Source organism: Pseudomonas sp. G1002 (genome assembly GCF_013385455.1).
Classification (GTDB): domain Bacteria; phylum Pseudomonadota; class Gammaproteobacteria; order Pseudomonadales; family Pseudomonadaceae; genus Aquipseudomonas.
The window spans coordinates 16,401-32,586 of record NZ_JACAPY010000048.1 but is presented as its reverse complement, the minus strand read 5'-3'; the positions used below and the strand labels follow the sequence as shown (position 1 = coordinate 32,586).

Here is a 16,186-nt window from a genome sequence, read left to right as displayed (position 1 = left end):
GTTGTAGCCTATTTGTTACCTGGAATGGGCGTAGAGGTTAATACGGCTGTCAGGCAGTTGTTTGCCTATAAAAACACGCCTTTATATGAGCAGATAGATGACCGGCGCCGCCCTCGATATCGCGGCACCGGTCAGCGCTGATTCAAGCCTTGAGTGTGCGCGTCATGCGCAACGCCAACACACTGCCCGCGACGATCACCGCCGCCAGCAGGTACAGCGCCAGGTCCGTAGACCCGGTGGCATCTTTCACAAACCCGACGATATACGGGCTGAGGAACCCCGCCATCTGGCCCATGGAGTTGATCAACGCCAGACCGCCCGCTGCCGCACCTGCGCTGAGCATCGCGGTTGGCACCGGCCAGAACATCGGCAGGCCGGTGAGGGCACCCATGGTGGCGATGGTCAGGCCGAGGATCGCAATGGCCGGCGTGGTTGCAAAGTTCACCGCAATCACGAGCCCGATCGCGCCCATCAGCATCGGCACCACCAGGTGCCAGCGACGCTCCTTGCGCAAGTCGGCAGAGCGGCCCACCAGCAGTATGAACACCGCCGCCAGCAGGTACGGGATCGCACTCAGCCAGCCAATCACCAGGTTATCGCTGAAGCCCATGTTCTTGATGATCGATGGCAGCCAGAAGTTGATGGCGTACACACCGCTCTGAATGCAGAAGTAGATCAGGCCGAACGCCCAGATCGCCGGGTTCTTGAACACTTCCAGCAGCGAGTCGCTGGTGGTCTTCGGTTTGTTGGCCAGGTCGGTCGCCTGGTCGGCTTCCAGCACCGCGCGCTCATGGGGCGTGAGCCACTTGGCGTTGGCAAAGCTGTCGCTGAGCAGGAAGTAGGCGAGGGCGCCGAGGATCACCGTCGGCACGCCTTGCAGCAGGAACATCCACTGCCAGCCCGCAAGCCCGCCCTGGCCGGCGGCGAAGTGGTTGAGGATCCAGCCGGAGAACGGGCTGCCGAGCAGGCCGGATACCGGAATTGCCGACATGAACAGCGCCATGATCCGCCCACGGCGGAAGGTCGGGAACCACTGCGAGAGGTACAGCACCACGCCCGGGAAGAACCCGGCTTCAGCGGCGCCGGTCAGCAGGCGCAAGCCGTAGAAGTGCGTCGGTGTGGTAACGAACAACAGGCAGGTGGACAGGGCGCCCCAGACGATCATCATCAGCGCAATCCAGCGCCGTGGACCGAATTTGGTCAGCGCCAGGTTGCTCGGCACGCCGCACAGCACGTAGCCGATAAAGAAGATCCCGGCACCGAGGCCGTACACGGTCTCGCTGAATTTCAGGTCGTCGAGCATCTGCAACTTGGCAAAGCCGACGTTGACGCGGTCGAGGTAGTTGAACAGGTAGCAGATGAAAATGAAGGGGATCAGGCGCAGGGTGATGCGCTTGTATACGGCGTTTTTATCGTCATCGGTGGCCTGGGTAACAGCGGCGCTCTGTGACATGGCAGTCTCTCTTTATTATGATTTTTCGCGATGCGAGGGTAACGTTGATCGCCCAACGAGTCTCGGCCACCTCAAGGGGTGCTGTCTTTGTGCTCGCGCACAGTGAAGCATGGTTTGCGCTGTGCCTATGAACAACCGGTTTTTTTCAGGAATTTAGCCCCATGTTCGAGTTGGATCATGACCTGGCGCAGGATATCGTCAATCGCACCATGGCGATCCTGCCTTATAACGTCAACGTCATGGACAGCCAGGGCCTGATACTGGGCAGCGGCGAACCCGAGCGGATCAACACCCGCCACGAAGGCGCGCAGTTGGTGCTGGCCAACGGGCGGGTGGTGGAAATCGACGGCCAGACCGCCAAGCACCTCAAGGGCGTGCAACCCGGGATCAACCTGCCGCTGCTGCACGACCAGCGCCTGATCGGCGTGCTGGGCATTACCGGTGAGCCGGAATTGCTGCGCACCTATGCCGAACTGGTGCGCATGACCGCCGAAATGCTGGTCAGCCAGCGTCACCAGCAAGCCGAGCAACAATGGCGGCGCCAGCGCTGCGATGATCTGCTGGCACTGCTGCTGGCCGAGACCGGCGATTCGCCGCGCCTGGTGGATGAAGCCCAGCAACTGGGCCTCAAGCCGCAGCTGGCGCGCACGCCGTACCTGTTCGAGCTGGGCAGCGGCCAGTCGGCCGAGGCCTTGAGCGCCTGGCTGACCTCGCGCTACCCCGACAGCTGGTGCGTCAGCTCCGCGCAGTTTTCCCTGCTGTGGTGCCGGCCGGCGTCGGTGCAAGTCGATAACCCGCGCCTGCTGGAAAAGCTCGACGGCCTGGGCTGGAACATCCTGCGGGTCGCCGTCGGCGGGCAAGCGGACGGGCTGGCCGGCCTGCGCCGTTGTTACCGGCGAGTCGGCGACCTGCTCGCCTATGGCCGTGATGTGCTGCCCGAATCGCGGTTGCTGACCCTCAATCGCTACCGCCTGCCGGTCATGCTCTGGCGCCACCGCAACGACGACGCCCTCGATGAATTGCTCAACCCGCTGCGCAAGGTACTGGCCAAGGACAGCAACGGCCAGTTGCTGGCGACCCTGCGCAGCTGGTGCGACCACGACGGCCAAAGCCAGGCGTGCGCCGATGCCCTGGGGATCCACCGCAACAGCCTGCGCTACCGCATGGAACGCATCGCCGAGCTGAGCGGCGTCGACCCGCTGACCCTCGACGGCATGCTCGCGTTGTACCTCGGCGTGCAGCTATTGCCGCAAGCTTTGTCCAAATGAACAACAAACCCCAGCCACTCTTGTGCAATGGACCGGCGTCATTGCCGGTGCCAACTGGCAGCATGGGCGTTATAAAAACCGGAGAAAGCCCATGAAAATCATCATCGCCCCCGACTCGTTCAAGGACAGCCTGAGTGCTGAAGGCGTGGCGAATGCCATTGCCGAGGGGTTGGCCAGCGTGTGGCCCGACGCCGAGCTGATCAAGTGCCCAATGGCGGACGGTGGTGAGGGCACGGTGGAATCGGTACTCGCCGCCTGCCAGGGCGAGCTGCGCACCAGCCGTGTGCAAGGGCCATTGGGCGGCAGTGTCGACGCGCATTGGGGCTGGTTGGCCGAGAGCCACACCGCAATCATCGAAATGGCCGAAGCCAGCGGCCTGCAACTCGTGCCACCGGGTCAGCGAAATGCGTGTTCCAGCAGCACCTTCGGCACTGGCGAACTGATCCGCGCCGCCCTGGATGCCGGCGCCCAGCGCATCATCCTGGCCATTGGCGGCAGCGCCACCAACGACGGCGGCGCCGGGGCGATGCTAGCCCTGGGTGTGCAGTTGTTTGATGCCGAGGGAGCAGCGCTGCCCCTTGGCGGCCTGGCGCTGGGCAAGCTGTCGCGCATCAGCCTTGAGCAACTGGACCCCCGCCTGAACGAAGTGCGCTTCGAAATCGCCGCCGACGTGAACAACCCTCTATGCGGTCCTCACGGGGCCTCGGCGATTTTCGGCCCGCAAAAGGGCGCCACTCCCCAGCAAGTCGAGCAACTGGATGCGGCCCTCGGCCATTTTGCCGATCACTGCGCCAGGGTATTGCCCAAAGACGTACGCGACGAACCCGGCAGCGGCGCCGCCGGTGGCTTGGGTTTCGCCGCCAAGGCGTTCCTTGGCGCGCAGTTTCGCGCGGGTGTTGAAGTGGTCGCAGAGCTTGTTGGGCTTGAGCAAGCCGTGCGTGGCGCCGACCTGGTGATCACCGGCGAAGGCAGGTTTGATGCCCAGACCCTGCGCGGCAAGACCCCGTTTGGCGTGGCGCGAATCGCCAGGCAGCACAACGTGCCGGTGATCGTGATCGCCGGCACCCTGGGTGATGGCTATGAGCAGATGTACGCCCACGGTGTGGATGCCGCGTTCGCCTTGCCGTCCGGCCCGACTACCCTGGAGCAGGCCTGCAGCGAGGCACCGCGCCTGTTGCGCGAGCGCGCCTCGGACATCGCGCGGGTCTGGAAATTGGTGGCTTCGCGTTCCCGATGAGTGCAGTGCAGGGCTCGCCATTCTGAGGCTTTGCCGCCTACACTGGTCGGCCACGTGTTTTTCAAAGGACGAAACACCATGCACACACCTGAACCCAAGATCGTTATCACGCGCTTCACCGAGGCCCACCTTGAAGGCGTCGCTGCGCTCTACAACGACCCGGCTGTCTGCCGTCAGGTGCTGCAAATGCCTTTCCAGTCAGTCGAGGCCTGGCGCAAACGCCTGGTGCAGGACAACGAGCGGCGGCTACAGCTGGTGGCGCTGCATGCCGGTGAAGTGATCGGCCAGCTGGGTTTGGAACAGTATTTGCGCGTGCGCCAAAGCCACGTCGGTTCATTCGGCATGGGCGTCGCCACCGCCTGGCAGGGCAAGGGCGTGGGCTCCCGGCTGCTGGGCGCGGCGCTGGAGGTGGCGGATAACTGGATGAACCTGCACCGGGTGGAACTCACGGTGTACGCAGACAACGAAGCCGCCCACCGGCTGTACCACAAGTTCGGCTTCGAGACCGAAGGCCTGCTGCGCGACTACGCCGTGCGTGACGGCGCGTTCGTCGACACCCTGACCATGGCGCGCATCCGCAAGCCGGCCTAGTCGTCCTGCAACGCAAACGCCACCGCAGCCTGCGCATGCAGCTCGGTGGTGTCCAGCAAGGGCAGGTTGCTGTGCTGCGGCTTGATCAACAGGCTGATTTCCGTACAGCCGAGGATGATGGCCTGGGCGCCACGGGCGGCCAAAGACTCGATCACCCGCTGGTACACCTCGCGCGATGCGTCGCTGATCATCCCGACGCACAACTCTTCGTAAATGATCCGGTGCACGGCCTGGCGCTCTTCAGCGTCCGGCACCAGCACGGTCAGCCCCTGCGCCGCCAGGCGTGACTTGAGAAACTCCTGCTCCATGGTAAATGCGGTACCCAGCAGGCCAACGCTCAGGGTGCCAGCTTCCACGGCCGCCGCGCCGGCAGCGTCTGCAATATGCAGAAACGGTATCGACACCGCCGCTTCAATCTGCGGCGCTACCAGGTGCATGGTGTTGGTACACAGCACGATGCACTCGGCGCCCCCGGCTTGCAGGCGGCGGGCGGCGTCTTCGAGGATCAGCGCCGCGTCGTCCCAGCGCCCGGCGTGCTGGGCCTGCTCCACCGGGCCGAAGTCGACGCTGTACATCAACAGTTGTGCCGAGCGCAGCGGCCCGAGCTGGTCGCGCACGTTCTGGTTGATGATGCGGTAATACTCGGCGCTGGACTCCCAGCTCATGCCGCCGATAAGGCCGATGGTGCGCATGCGATGCTCCTGAATTGGACGGGCGAGGGCACCACATTACCCGCGCGCTGCGCTTTAGTCATACGCCGGTGTGCGGCATCTGCCATGATCAAGGCTCGCAACATGGGTCACCCAAGGAACACGGCAATGGACGATGTACAACAACTGGGCGAGATGCTGCGTCATTACGCCGACAGCGAAGCTCACAAGAAACAGCAGTTCGAAGTGCAGTCGGCCCATTGGGCGCAGAAGATCGGCGAGTTGTTCGGCCAGATCGAGCAGTGGCTTGCGCCTGTGAAGACGGTCGGTTTGCTGGAAGTGCAGCGCGAGGCGTACGTGGCTTCCGGTCCCAGCGTGCCGGTGGAGACCTCCACCTTCAAGACCGAGAAACTGACCATCCATATCGCCGGCAAACCGGTGGAGTTCGTGCCGGATGTGATGGGCGCCGGCGGTTTGATTTCGCTGTCGGTGATGGGCTTGACCGCCGCCCGCTACGGCAGCATTTCCCTGGTATTGCTGCCGGGGAAAAACGACTGGCTGTGGAAGAAAACCAATGGTTTGAAAGACCCGGATACGTTCGGCTTCGATGCCAACTTCCTGGCGTTGCAGTTGCAGAGCCTGATTCCCCGCGAACGCGGCTAGTCGCTCAATGTGGTGCTTGTGTGGGAGCGGGCTTGCTCGCGAAAGCGGTGTGTCAGTCGCTGTATATGTTGACTGAACCACCGCATTCGCGAGCAAGCCCGCTCCCACAATTAGATCTCTATATTGCCCCAGTCCTGCTTTGTTTCCTCAGGCGCCACCGCGTTGACCCGCTTGCCCGTGGCCAGCTCCACCCGCCGTGCCACCTCCGGGTCATCGGCGAACGGCATCAGGCTGGCCTCATCCAGGCTCTCCTTCGACTGGCCCCGCAGGCAATACTCAACCGCGCCATACAGACTGATCACCGCCGCCAGGTTCAGCGCTATCTCCCACATCAGGCGATCTGCGCGTCAAGCTGCGCCACCTTCAAATCCGCCACTCGCACCGTGCGCCAGGTGTTGTACGCCATCAGCAACATGCCGCTGAGGAAGAACACCCCGCCGACGAATCGCACCACAAATCCCGGATGGCTGGCCTGTAACGCTTCCACAAACGAGTAGGTGAGGGTGCCGTCATCGTTCACCGCCCGCCACATCAGGCCCTGGGTGATGCCGTTGACCCACATCGACGCGATGTACAGCACCGTGCCAATGGTCGCCAGCCAGAAGTGCATATTGATCAGCCCCACACTGTGCATCTGCGCGCGCCCGAAGATTTTCGGGATCATGTGGTACAGCGAGCCAAACGTGATCATCGCCACCCAGCCCAGGGCGCCGGCGTGGACGTGGCCGATGGTCCAGTCGGTGTAATGGGAGAGGGCGTTGACGGTCTTGATCGCCATCATCGGCCCTTCAAAGGTCGACATCCCGTAGAACGCCAGCGACAGCACCAGGAAGCGCAGGATCGGGTCGGTGCGCAATTTATGCCAGGCCCCGGAAAGCGTCATCATGCCGTTGATCATCCCGCCCCAGCTCGGCGCCAGCAGGATCAGCGACATCGCCATCCCCAGCGACTGCGCCCAGTCCGGCAGCGCGGTGTAGTGCAGGTGGTGCGGACCGGCCCAGATGTACAGGGTGATCAGCGCCCAGAAGTGCACGATGGACAGGCGATAGGAATACACCGGCCGCCCGACCTGCTTCGGCACGAAGTAGTACATCATCCCCAGGAAACCGGTGGTCAGGAAGAACCCCACGGCGTTGTGCCCGTACCACCACTGCACCATGGCGTCGGTGGCCCCGGAGTACACCGGGTAGGACTTGAACCAGTCCACCGGGATCGACAGGTGATTGACCACGTGCAGCATGGCGATCACCACGATGAACGCACCGAAGAACCAGTTGCCGACGTAGATGTGCTGGGTCTTGCGCTGCACCACAGTGGTGAAAAACACGATCGCATAGGCCACCCACACCACGGTCATCCACACCGCGCCGCTGAACTCGATCTCGGCGTATTCCTTGGTGGTGGTGTAACCCAGTGGCAGGCTGACCAGCATGATCACGATCACCGACTGCCAGCCCCAAAAGGTAAAGGCAGCGAGCTTGTCCGAGTACAGCCGTACCTGGCAGGTGCGCTGTACTGCGTAGTAGCTGGCGGCGAATTGCGCGCTGCCGGCAAAGCCGAAAATCACCAGGCTGGTGTGCAGCGGGCGCAGGCGGCCGAAGGTGGTCCACGGCAGGTCGAGGTTCATCTCGGGCCACACCAGTTGCGAGGCGATCCACACGCCCATGGCCATGCCGACCACGCCCCAGACGATAGTTGCAATGACGAATTGACGCACGACCTTGTAGTTGTAGGCCTGTGCGGTTGATGGTGGTTGCATGCTTAGTCCTCCCACGGTTCCAAGTGGGCGGCACTGTAGGAAGTATGGGTAGAACAATACAGACTCAGACCCGGGTCATTACTACGGATCAGCCACTAACCTGCATTTTTCGCACGTTACCCCCGTCAATAAATCGTTTGTCCAACCCCCGCCCAATGACAAAACTGCAAGTCACTCGCAAAACAACAACGATTGGGCAAAAAACCATATGCAAATCGAGCGCAACTTTTACAACGGCCACTTCGCCGAACCTGCCAGCACCGCCCAAATCGCGGTCTACAACCCCGCGACCGAGGCCCAGGTAGGCCGGGTGTCCGCCGCCACCCCTGATGAAGCCATTGCGGCCGTCGATGCCGCCGCCAGCGCACAGAAAACCTGGGGCAAGCTCACCAGCATCCAGCGCGCCGAACACCTGCGGGCTTTCGCCGCCGCCCTCGAAACCTGCGCTGAAAGCATAGGCCGGGCGCTGGCCAGCGAATCCGGCAAAAGCCTCGACGACGCCAGCAACGAAGCGCGCTACGCCGCCCAGATCACCCGCTACCACGCCGAATGGGCACGCCGCATCGAAGGCGAAATCATCCCCAGCGACACCCCGGACGAAAACCTGTTCCTGCAACGCGAGCCGATTGGCGTCGTGGCTTGCCTGATTCCGTTCAACTACCCGGTCTATACCCTGCTGCGCAAAATCGCCCCGGCGCTGATTGCCGGCAACACCGTGGTGGTGCGCCCGAGCAACAACACGCCGTTGTCCGCCTTTGAAATCGCCCGTGCCGTCGAGCAGTCGGGCATGCCGGCCGGCGTGATCAACATCCTGACCATGGACCACGCCACCGCCGCCGCCCTGTGCACCCACAAGGCCGTGGGCCTGATCACCCTGACCGGCAGCGTCAACGCCGGGCGCATCGTGCTCGACTACTGCAAGGCCAACATCGCCAAGCCGTCCCTGGAGCTGGGCGGCAAGACCCCGGCGATCATCGAGGCCGACGCCGACCTGGAAAAAGCCGCCAGCGACATCATCGCTTCCAAGACCACCCACTGCGGCCAACTGTGCACGGCCGTCGAGCGGGTGTATGTGCAGGAAAGCGTCTATGACCGATTCCTGGCCCTGCTCAAGGCCAAGATCGGCGCCGTCAAATTCGGTGACCGTGCCACGGATGCGGGCCTGATGGGCCCACTGGTCAACGCCAGCTCCCGGCAGAATATTCACGCCATGGTCGAGCGCGCCATCGCCGACGGTGCTGTACTGGAAACAGGCGGCGTACGCCCCGACGGCCCGGGCCATTTCTACCCGCCGACGCTGCTCAGCGCCTGCCGCCAGGACATGGAAATCATCCAGGAAGAAATCTTCGGCCCGGTGCTGCCGGTGCTCAAGTACCGCGATATCGACGAAGCGCTGGCTATGGCCAACGATCACCAGTTCGGCCTGTCGTCGGTGCTCTATACCGAGAACTACCGCACGGCCATGAAAGTCGCCAACGCCATCGAGGCCGGCGAGTTGTACGTCAATCGCACCCCGGCCGACCCTTACCAGGGTTTCCACGCCGGCTGGAAACGCTCAGGGCTGGGCGGCGATGACGGCAAGCACGGGATGCTTGAATTCACCCAGACCCGTTTGGTGGTCATGAAGTACTGATTCACCGACCACCGGCTTCACCTCAATAAAAACAATTATCGGGGCACCTGCACAGTGGGTGCCCGAGGTCTACAAGATGTCCAAGCCTGCACCCGTTGCCCAGGGTTTCGATGCCGTGTCCGCGGCTAAAAGCGACAAAGCCAGTCGCTACTTCCAATTGATGTTGCTGGTATTGGCTGCCGGGGCGATCTACCCGATCCTCTACCTGCGCCAGGTCTACCAGACCACCATGCTCGAGGTGTTCCAGATCAACCACAGCCAGCTGGGTTATCTGTACTCGATGCTCGGTACGATCTTCCTGCTCAGCTACCTGCCGAGCGGCTGGTTGGCCGATCGCCTGCCGCCACGCTTCCTGATCTTCTTTTCGTTGGTGGCCACCGGGGCCCTGGGTATCTGGTACTCCACTGTGCCGTCGATGACCGGCCTGATGATCATCTTCGGCTGCTGGGGCCTGACCACCGGCCTGACCTTCTGGGCTTCGGTGCTCAAGCGGGTGAAGATGATCGCCCATCACAGTGAGCAGGGCCGTTTCTTCGGCATCCTCGACGGCGGCCGTGGCCTGGTGGAAGCCTTGCTGGCGACCGTGGCCCTGGGGCTGTTCGCCTACGCCACCGAGACCCGCAGCCAAACTGCGGCCGAAGGCTTCAAGCACGTGGTCTACCTGTATTCGTTCGTGTGTATCGCCATTGGTTGTGTGCTGGTGCTGCTCAAGGACCCCAAGTCCATGGCCGAAACTGCGGCGGTCGAGAAGGGCAAGTTCAACCTGATCGCCGACCTCACCACCCTGGTGAAAATCCCCGAGCTGTGGCTGGTGACCGCCATCGTGTTCTGCGGTTACCACATGTTCTGGGCCACCTACAGCTTCTCCGATTACCTGCAAGGCAGCGGCATGACCGCCGTGATGGCCGGCACCATCACCACCATCAAGTTGTGGATGCGACCCATCGGCGGGATCGGCGGCGGCTGGCTGGGGGACAAGTTTTCGAACATCTCGGTGCTGATCGTCGCGCTGCTGCTGGTGACCCTGGCGATGGTCGGCCTGATCGTGTTCCCGGCCATTGGCAGCCTCGGCTTGCTGATCGGCACGGTGATCTTTATCGGCCTGATGACCTACGCGATTCGCGGCCTGTACTGGGCGATCCTCGACAGCTGCGACATCCCGCTGCGCATCACCGGCCTGGCCATCGGCATCGTCTCGGTGGTGGGTTACCTGCCGGACACCTTTATCCCGCTGATCAATGGCTACCTCACCGACACATACCCGGGGCAGGTCGGCTACAACCTGTACTTCGGCTACATCGCCTTCATCGGCGTGCTCGGGACCCTCGCGGCCCTGACCTTGCGCGCCCGGATCAATCGTAAAAAATTCAACCAGACAGGTGCCTGAGATGAAAATCGTCGCCCTTGAAACCCATATTGTCGCCGTACCGCCACCGCACATCGGCGGCATGTATTGGCTGTTCGTCAAACTGAAAACCGACTGCGGCATCGAAGGCGTGGGCGAGATCTACGCCGCCACCTTCGGCCCCAAGGCCATGCTGCCGATCATCGAGGACGTGTTCGAGCGCTACCTGCTCAACCACGACCCGCACCACATCGAGCGCTTCTTCCGCCAGGCGTACTCCAGCGGTTTCACCCAGCGCCCCGACCTGACCATGATGGGCGTGGTCAGCGGCCTGGAAATGGCCTGCTGGGACATCATCGGCAAGGCCGCCAACAAGCCGGTCTATGAGTTGCTGGGGGGCAAGGTCAACGAGCGCCTGCGTTCCTACACCTATCTGTACCCGGTCAACAGCAAGGGCGAGTACGACTATGACGACCCGGACCTGGCCGCCGAATGCGCGATCGAGAACATGAACAAGGGCTTCACCGCCGTGAAGTTCGACCCGGCAGGCCCGTACACCGCGTACTCCGGCCACCAGATCTCCCTGGAAGTGCTGGAACGCTGCGAAACCTTCTGCCGCAAGATTCGCGAGGCGGTGGGCGACAAGTGCGACCTGCTGTTCGGCACCCACGGGCAGATGGTGCCGTCGTCGGCGATTCGCCTGGCCAAGCGCCTGGAGAAATACGACCCGCTGTGGTTCGAAGAACCGGTGCCACCAGGCCAGGAAGAGGCCATGGCCCAGGTCGCGGCGAAGACCAGCATTCCCATCGCCACCGGCGAGCGCCTGACCACCAAGTACGAGTTCTTCAAGCTCTTGCAGGCCGGTGGTGCATCGATCCTGCAAATGAACGTGGCCCGCTGCGGCGGCCTGCTGGAAGCCAAGAAAATCGCGAGCATGGCCGAGGCCTACTACGCGCAGATCGCCCCGCACCTGTACAACGGACCGATCGGCGCAGCGGCGAGTTTCCAGTTGGCCACGTGCACGCCGAACTTCCTGATCCAGGAAAGCATCATGACCTGGGGCGGCTTCCATGCCGAAGTGCTGACCAAGCCGCTGCAATGGGAGGACGGCTACATCATCCCGTCCACCGAGCCGGGCCTTGGGGTGGAGCTGAACATGGACGTGGTGCGCAAGCACACGCCGTACACCGGCGAGCGGCTGCACCTGCAAATGGCGCCCACGCCTGCTGACGTGAAAGACACTTCGCCCGCCAAGGGCTAAAAAAAACGACTTATGCGGTAACCGTGAATGACATACGACTACATCATCGCCGGCGCCGGCGCCGCAGGTTGCGTCCTGGCCAACCGACTCTCCGCCTCGGGCGAGCATTCGGTATTGCTGCTGGAAGCCGGCGGCAAGGACAGCTCCTGGTGGTTCAAGATCCCGGTCGGTTTCGCCAAGATGTACTACAACCCGACCTTCAACTGGATGTACTACAGCCAGCCGCAAAAACAACTGGCCGACCGTGCCATCTATGCCCCGCGGGGCAAGGTGCAGGGCGGTTCCGGCTCGATCAACGCCATGATCTACGTGCGCGGCCAGGCCCATGATTTCGATGACTGGGCGGCCAATGGCAACGACGGCTGGGGCTTCAAGGACGTGCTGCCGTACTTCCGCAAGCTGGAAAATCACCCCCTGGGCGACACCGAATACCACGGCAGCAGCGGCCCCATCAGCATCACCCCGATGAAGGGCCAGACCCATGCCATCTGCGATGTATTTCTCAAGGGCTGCGAGCAATTGGGCTATGGCCTGAGCGATGACTTCAACGGGCCGAACTTCGAAGGTGCGGGCCTCTACGACGTCAACACCCGCAACGGTGAGCGCTGCTCCAGCAGCTTTGCGCACCTGCACCCGGCGTTGGGTAGGCCGAACCTGACCGTGGAGTTGCATGCGCTGGTAGACCGCGTGCTGTTCGACGATCAACAACGCGCCACCGGCATCAGCGTGACCCAGCACGGCGTGGTTCGCACCTTCAGCGCGCGCAAGGAAGTGATCCTGTGCGCCGGGGCGGTGGATACGCCGAAGATCCTGCAACTGTCGGGTGTGGCGGACAAGCAATTGCTCGCCGAACACAACATCCCGCTGGTCAAGGACCTGCCTGCAGTGGGGCAGAACCTGCAGGACCACCTCTGCGCCAGTTATTACTACAAGGCCAATATCCCGACCTTGAACGACCAGCTCAGCTCGCTGTTTGGCCAGGTCAAACTCGGTCTCAAATACCTGCTGACCCGCAAGGGCGCGCTGGCCATGAGCGTCAACCAGGCCGGCGGGTTCTTTCGCGGCAACGAAGGGCAGGCGCACCCCAATCTGCAGCTGTACTTCAACCCGCTGTCGTACCAGATCCCGAAAAACAACAAGGCCAGCCTCAAGCCCGAGCCGTATTCAGGCTTCCTGCTGTGCTTCAACCCGTGCCGGCCTACCAGCCGCGGGACGATCCGCATCGCCTCGAAAAACCCACGGGACGCGGCCTTGATCGACCCCAACTACCTGAGCACCCAAAAGGACATCGACGAGGTGATCCAGGGCAGCCGGCTGATGCGCAAGATCATGCAGGCGCCGGCGCTCAAGGGCGTGACGGTGGCCGAGGTGTTGCCGGGGCCGGCGGTGCAAACCGATGAGCAGATGCTGCAGTACTTCCGCGAGAACAGCGGCTCGATCTATCACCTGTGTGGCTCTTGCGCCATGGGCTCGGACCCGCTGGTGTCGGTGGTGGACAAGCGCCTGAAGGTGCACGGGATGCAAGGGCTGCGGATTGTCGATGCGTCGATTTTCCCCAACGTGACCTCGGGCAATACCCATGCGGCGGTGTTGATGGTGGCGGAGAAGGGCGCGGATCTGATCCTGCAGGATGCCTGAATTGATCGTTCCCACGCTCTGCGTGGGAATGCATCCTGTGACGCTCCGCGTCACGACTTCAAGAGCAGACGCGGAGCGTCCAGGGCGGCGTTCCCACGCGGAGCGTGGGAACGATCATAGAGAGACCGTGTTTTGCCACTGGGCAACCGTTTCGGCACTGATGCTTACCCCACCACACACAATCACCACCACATCCTCAATCCCGGCAATCGCCCCATGCTCCAGATACGCCACGGCCAACGAAACCCCACATGCCGGTTCCACCAACTGGCGTAAATCATCGGCGTACCGCGCCACGCCCATCATCGCGTCGGCATCACTCAACACCACGCATTGATGGGCAAACCTGCCGATATGCTGCACCGGCCACGCCGCCACCTGGGTCGCGGCCAACGACTTGGCCACGGTATCGATCTTCGCCAGCCGCACGGGCTTTCCAGCCTCTACGGCAGCAGCAAACGAAGCCGCGCCCGCCGTTTCACACGCAATCACCTTGCAGCCGAACCGCCCATGACGCTCCAGGCCCGTCAGAACGCCCGCGAGCAGTCCACCGCCACCCACCGAGGTCACGATGGCGCCCACCTGAGGGCAGTCCTCGAGAATCTCATCGATCATGCTGCTGTGGCCTTCCCACAACAGCGGGTGATCAAAGGCCGGCACATACAGTGCCTCAGGTGATTCGGAGAGTTGCAGCGCCAGCTCATTGGATTGATCCCACAGATCACCGTGCACCACCACCTCGGCCCCGGCCTGGCGGATGCGTGCGCAGGTGGCTTCGGGGGTGGTGGTCGGCACCACGATCCGCGCCTGCAACCCCAGGCCGCGCGCCGCGAAGGCCGTGGCCAGCCCGGCATTGCCGCCGGAGGGGCATACCACCGTGGTCTTGCCCTGGCTCGCCGCGTAGGCGCACAGCGTGGTCATGCCGCGCAACTTGAACGAGCCACAGGGTTGCAGGTTCTCGAGCTTCAGCCAGACCCGCCGGGTAGCGGTAGACAAGCCGGGGTGCAGGATCAACGGGGTGCGAATCGGCAGCATTTCACAAGTTCCTTTTGGGTGAGGCTGCCATCCTACCTCAGCTCGTGGCTGCCACCAGGGGGGCGGCCGGTGTCCTGCGGCGCGTCACATGGCTGATGCCCATGATGATCAACGGCGTGAACAGGGCGATGTAGGCGTTGTCGATGCCCCACGGATTACCGGCGAGGAACCAGCCCACGGTCGCGAGCAACGAGGCAATGATGCTCAGGAATGCCCCGGCCGCCGTGCCGAATTTCGGCGCGTAGAACACCATCAACACCAGCACGGCCAGGGAGGCGCGCAACGCCTTGCCGAGGAAGGCGATCATCAGCACCTTGTCCGAGGTCAGTGCCAGGGCAATCGGCAACAGGCCGACAGCGATGGTCGCCAGGCGCACGAAGCGCAGGGACTTGGCGTCGCTTTTTTCCGGGTTGAACCATGGCTCGTAGAAGTCCCGCAGCAACAACGTCGCCGAGCCCATGCTCACCGCCGAAATGGTGCCGAACAGCGAGCCGGCAAGGCCTGCCACCACCAGCCCGGCCGTCAGTTGGTCCATGCTGGCGATCAGGGTGGGGAAGGCTTGCAGGGAGTCGACATGGGGGAACAGCACCGCGCTGCACATACCGATCAGTGCTGCGCCGATGCCGAACGGCACCATCAGCACCGCCACGTAGAAGCAGGCGCGCTGGGCCTTGCCTGCGTGGCTGACGGTGTTCACCGCCTGGATTACGTATTGGGTGGAGAAGATCGAACCGATCCCGGCGATCATCCAGGCGATGATCTGGCCCCAACCCACGGCGGTCCAGTCAAACATGCTGGCAGGCAATTGCGCTTGCAGCTGGCCGATGCCGCCCACCTGCTTCAAGCCGAACCACAAGGCCAAGCCGACGCCCAGGTATTTCAGGGCGGCGTGGACGAAGTTGGTGTAGATCACTGAGCGCATGCCGCCGATGCTGACGTATGCCACCGAGACTACGCCGACGATCACGATCGCCAGGGTTCGGTCTACTTGCATCACGCTGGCCAATACGGCGCCGCCGCTGGCGTAGATCGAGACGGCGACGATCTCCAGGGCAAAGATGGTGATGATCGACGTGGCGAAGCGGGTGCGTTGGCCGTAGTTGCGCGCGAGTACGCCGGAGATGGTGTTGTCGCCCAGGTCCTTGTATTTGCGCGCCAGTAGCCAGGCGAAGAGTACGAAGCCCAGGGCCAGGGCGAACAGGTTCCATGCGGCGGAGATGCCGACCTTGAAGCCGGTTTGGGCGGTGCCGATGCTGACTGCGGTGCCGATAAATTCCGAGAGCATCAGGAAGCCGATCAGGAACGCCGGGAAGTGGCCGCCGCCGGTGGTGTAGTTGTTGGCGCTGCGGGAGTGGCGGCGCACGCCGTAGCTGATCAGTGCCAGGCTGAGCATGTACAGGCCGGTGATGGACAGTACGATCCATGAGGAGTGGGTGGGCATTTTTTATACTCTTTAGGTATTTTTGTAATTGTGGGTAGTTTCCTCTGCTGGTTTTGCTTTCGTCTAATATCGGGTTGGTATGGTTTGATACTCTTTTGGTATGGGTGTATATCCGTTATCTGGGTAACGGCTACCTATGGTTTCGCTCTTACAGCGAGGGCCGCTGCGCAATACCTGCGTTCGGCCTCGAGCTTATTGGGGCAGTCAGATCA

14 protein-coding genes are annotated in these 16,186 nt (G+C 62.6%); 8 read left to right on the top strand and 6 right to left on the bottom strand.

Going from position 1 to position 16,186, the window contains the following annotated elements:
* Positions 1 to 142: 142 nt before the first annotated feature.
* Positions 143 to 1,453, bottom strand: a complete 1,311-nt coding sequence (locus HX801_RS27435; RefSeq protein ID WP_177023080.1) for an MFS transporter — start codon at positions 1,451 to 1,453, stop codon at positions 143 to 145.
* Positions 1,454 to 1,614: 161 nt separating this feature from the next.
* Here HX801_RS27435 and HX801_RS27430 point away from each other — a divergent pair, with 161 nt between their 5' ends.
* The 3 genes from HX801_RS27430 to HX801_RS27420 all read left to right on the top strand — a co-directional run bounded on the left by HX801_RS27430 (position 1,615) and on the right by HX801_RS27420 (position 4,549).
* Entirely contained in the window at positions 1,615 to 2,721 is a 1,107-nt protein-coding gene (locus tag HX801_RS27430) for a sugar diacid recognition domain-containing protein (protein WP_003212558.1), read from the top strand.
* Between the two features lie 91 nt (positions 2,722 to 2,812).
* A complete protein-coding gene (locus HX801_RS27425; protein WP_177023079.1) occupies positions 2,813 to 3,958 on the top strand; it encodes a glycerate kinase in 1,146 nt (381 codons plus the stop codon).
* 78 nt (positions 3,959 to 4,036) lie between these two features.
* On the top strand, positions 4,037 to 4,549 hold the full coding sequence (locus HX801_RS27420; protein WP_003212556.1) for a GNAT family N-acetyltransferase: 513 nt from the start codon (positions 4,037 to 4,039) through the stop codon (positions 4,547 to 4,549).
* Here the strand turns inward: HX801_RS27420 and HX801_RS27415 are convergent.
* A complete protein-coding gene (locus tag HX801_RS27415) occupies positions 4,546 to 5,241 on the bottom strand; it encodes an aspartate/glutamate racemase family protein (protein ID WP_177023078.1) in 696 nt (231 codons plus the stop codon). The genes HX801_RS27420 and HX801_RS27415 overlap by 4 nt on opposite strands.
* A gap of 126 nt (positions 5,242 to 5,367) precedes the next feature.
* On the opposite strand from HX801_RS27415, the gene HX801_RS27410 reads away from it, so the two are divergent.
* Positions 5,368 to 5,862, top strand: coding sequence for a hypothetical protein (locus HX801_RS27410; RefSeq protein ID WP_003212554.1), 495 nt, complete (start codon positions 5,368 to 5,370; stop codon positions 5,860 to 5,862).
* Between the two features lie 110 nt (positions 5,863 to 5,972).
* Here HX801_RS27410 and HX801_RS27405 read toward each other — a convergent pair whose 3' ends face one another.
* Together HX801_RS27405 and ccoN are read right to left on the bottom strand one after the other, a co-directional pair.
* On the bottom strand, positions 5,973 to 6,194 hold the full coding sequence (locus tag HX801_RS27405) for a cbb3-type cytochrome c oxidase subunit 3 (protein WP_177020105.1): 222 nt from the start codon (positions 6,192 to 6,194) through the stop codon (positions 5,973 to 5,975).
* A complete protein-coding gene (ccoN, locus tag HX801_RS27400) occupies positions 6,194 to 7,621 on the bottom strand; it encodes a cytochrome-c oxidase, cbb3-type subunit I (RefSeq protein WP_008432550.1) in 1,428 nt (475 codons plus the stop codon). The genes HX801_RS27405 and ccoN overlap by 1 nt, the downstream gene beginning before the upstream one ends.
* A 208-nt stretch (positions 7,622 to 7,829) precedes the next feature.
* Here ccoN and aldA point away from each other — a divergent pair, with 208 nt between their 5' ends.
* From aldA to HX801_RS27380, 4 genes are all read left to right on the top strand, one after another.
* Positions 7,830 to 9,254 carry an aldehyde dehydrogenase gene (gene aldA / locus HX801_RS27395; protein ID WP_177023077.1) on the top strand — a complete coding sequence of 475 codons (1,425 nt, stop codon included), beginning with the start codon at positions 7,830 to 7,832 and terminating at the stop codon, positions 9,252 to 9,254.
* A gap of 76 nt (positions 9,255 to 9,330) precedes the next feature.
* Positions 9,331 to 10,641: a nitrate/nitrite transporter gene (locus HX801_RS27390; RefSeq protein ID WP_003212550.1), complete on the top strand. Its 1,311-nt coding sequence runs from the start codon at positions 9,331 to 9,333 to the stop codon at positions 10,639 to 10,641.
* A 1-nt stretch (position 10,642) separates the two neighbouring features.
* Complete coding sequence (locus tag HX801_RS27385) at positions 10,643 to 11,860, top strand: mandelate racemase/muconate lactonizing enzyme family protein (RefSeq protein ID WP_008432553.1); 1,218 nt, start codon at positions 10,643 to 10,645, stop codon at positions 11,858 to 11,860.
* A 27-nt stretch (positions 11,861 to 11,887) separates the two neighbouring features.
* Complete coding sequence (locus HX801_RS27380) at positions 11,888 to 13,498, top strand: GMC family oxidoreductase (protein ID WP_177023076.1); 1,611 nt, start codon at positions 11,888 to 11,890, stop codon at positions 13,496 to 13,498.
* A 114-nt stretch (positions 13,499 to 13,612) separates the two neighbouring features.
* Here HX801_RS27380 and HX801_RS27375 read toward each other — a convergent pair whose 3' ends face one another.
* Together HX801_RS27375 and HX801_RS27370 are read right to left on the bottom strand one after the other, a co-directional pair.
* Positions 13,613 to 14,533 carry a pyridoxal-phosphate dependent enzyme gene (locus HX801_RS27375; protein WP_177023075.1) on the bottom strand — a complete coding sequence of 307 codons (921 nt, stop codon included), beginning with the start codon at positions 14,531 to 14,533 and terminating at the stop codon, positions 13,613 to 13,615.
* A gap of 37 nt (positions 14,534 to 14,570) precedes the next feature.
* A complete protein-coding gene (locus tag HX801_RS27370) occupies positions 14,571 to 15,974 on the bottom strand; it encodes a sodium:solute symporter family protein (protein ID WP_134326584.1) in 1,404 nt (467 codons plus the stop codon).
* Positions 15,975 to 16,186 lie beyond the last annotated feature (212 nt).

Coding starts and splice junctions, on each gene's coding strand:
- HX801_RS27375 (WP_177023075.1), bottom strand. CDS start 14,533: ATGCTGCCGATTCGCACCCCGTTGATCCTGCACCCCGGCTTGTCTACC.
- HX801_RS27390 (WP_003212550.1), top strand. CDS start 9,331: ATGTCCAAGCCTGCACCCGTTGCCCAGGGTTTCGATGCCGTGTCCGCG.
- HX801_RS27420 (WP_003212556.1), top strand. CDS start 4,037: ATGCACACACCTGAACCCAAGATCGTTATCACGCGCTTCACCGAGGCC.
- HX801_RS27415 (WP_177023078.1), bottom strand. CDS start 5,241: ATGCGCACCATCGGCCTTATCGGCGGCATGAGCTGGGAGTCCAGCGCC.
- HX801_RS27410 (WP_003212554.1), top strand. CDS start 5,368: ATGGACGATGTACAACAACTGGGCGAGATGCTGCGTCATTACGCCGAC.
- ccoN (WP_008432550.1), bottom strand. CDS start 7,621: ATGCAACCACCATCAACCGCACAGGCCTACAACTACAAGGTCGTGCGT.
- HX801_RS27380 (WP_177023076.1), top strand. CDS start 11,888: ATGACATACGACTACATCATCGCCGGCGCCGGCGCCGCAGGTTGCGTC.
- HX801_RS27370 (WP_134326584.1), bottom strand. CDS start 15,974: ATGCCCACCCACTCCTCATGGATCGTACTGTCCATCACCGGCCTGTAC.
- aldA (WP_177023077.1), top strand. CDS start 7,830: ATGCAAATCGAGCGCAACTTTTACAACGGCCACTTCGCCGAACCTGCC.
- HX801_RS27435 (WP_177023080.1), bottom strand. CDS start 1,453: ATGTCACAGAGCGCCGCTGTTACCCAGGCCACCGATGACGATAAAAAC.
- HX801_RS27405 (WP_177020105.1), bottom strand. CDS start 6,194: ATGTGGGAGATAGCGCTGAACCTGGCGGCGGTGATCAGTCTGTATGGC.
- HX801_RS27430 (WP_003212558.1), top strand. CDS start 1,615: ATGTTCGAGTTGGATCATGACCTGGCGCAGGATATCGTCAATCGCACC.
- HX801_RS27385 (WP_008432553.1), top strand. CDS start 10,643: ATGAAAATCGTCGCCCTTGAAACCCATATTGTCGCCGTACCGCCACCG.
- HX801_RS27425 (WP_177023079.1), top strand. CDS start 2,813: ATGAAAATCATCATCGCCCCCGACTCGTTCAAGGACAGCCTGAGTGCT.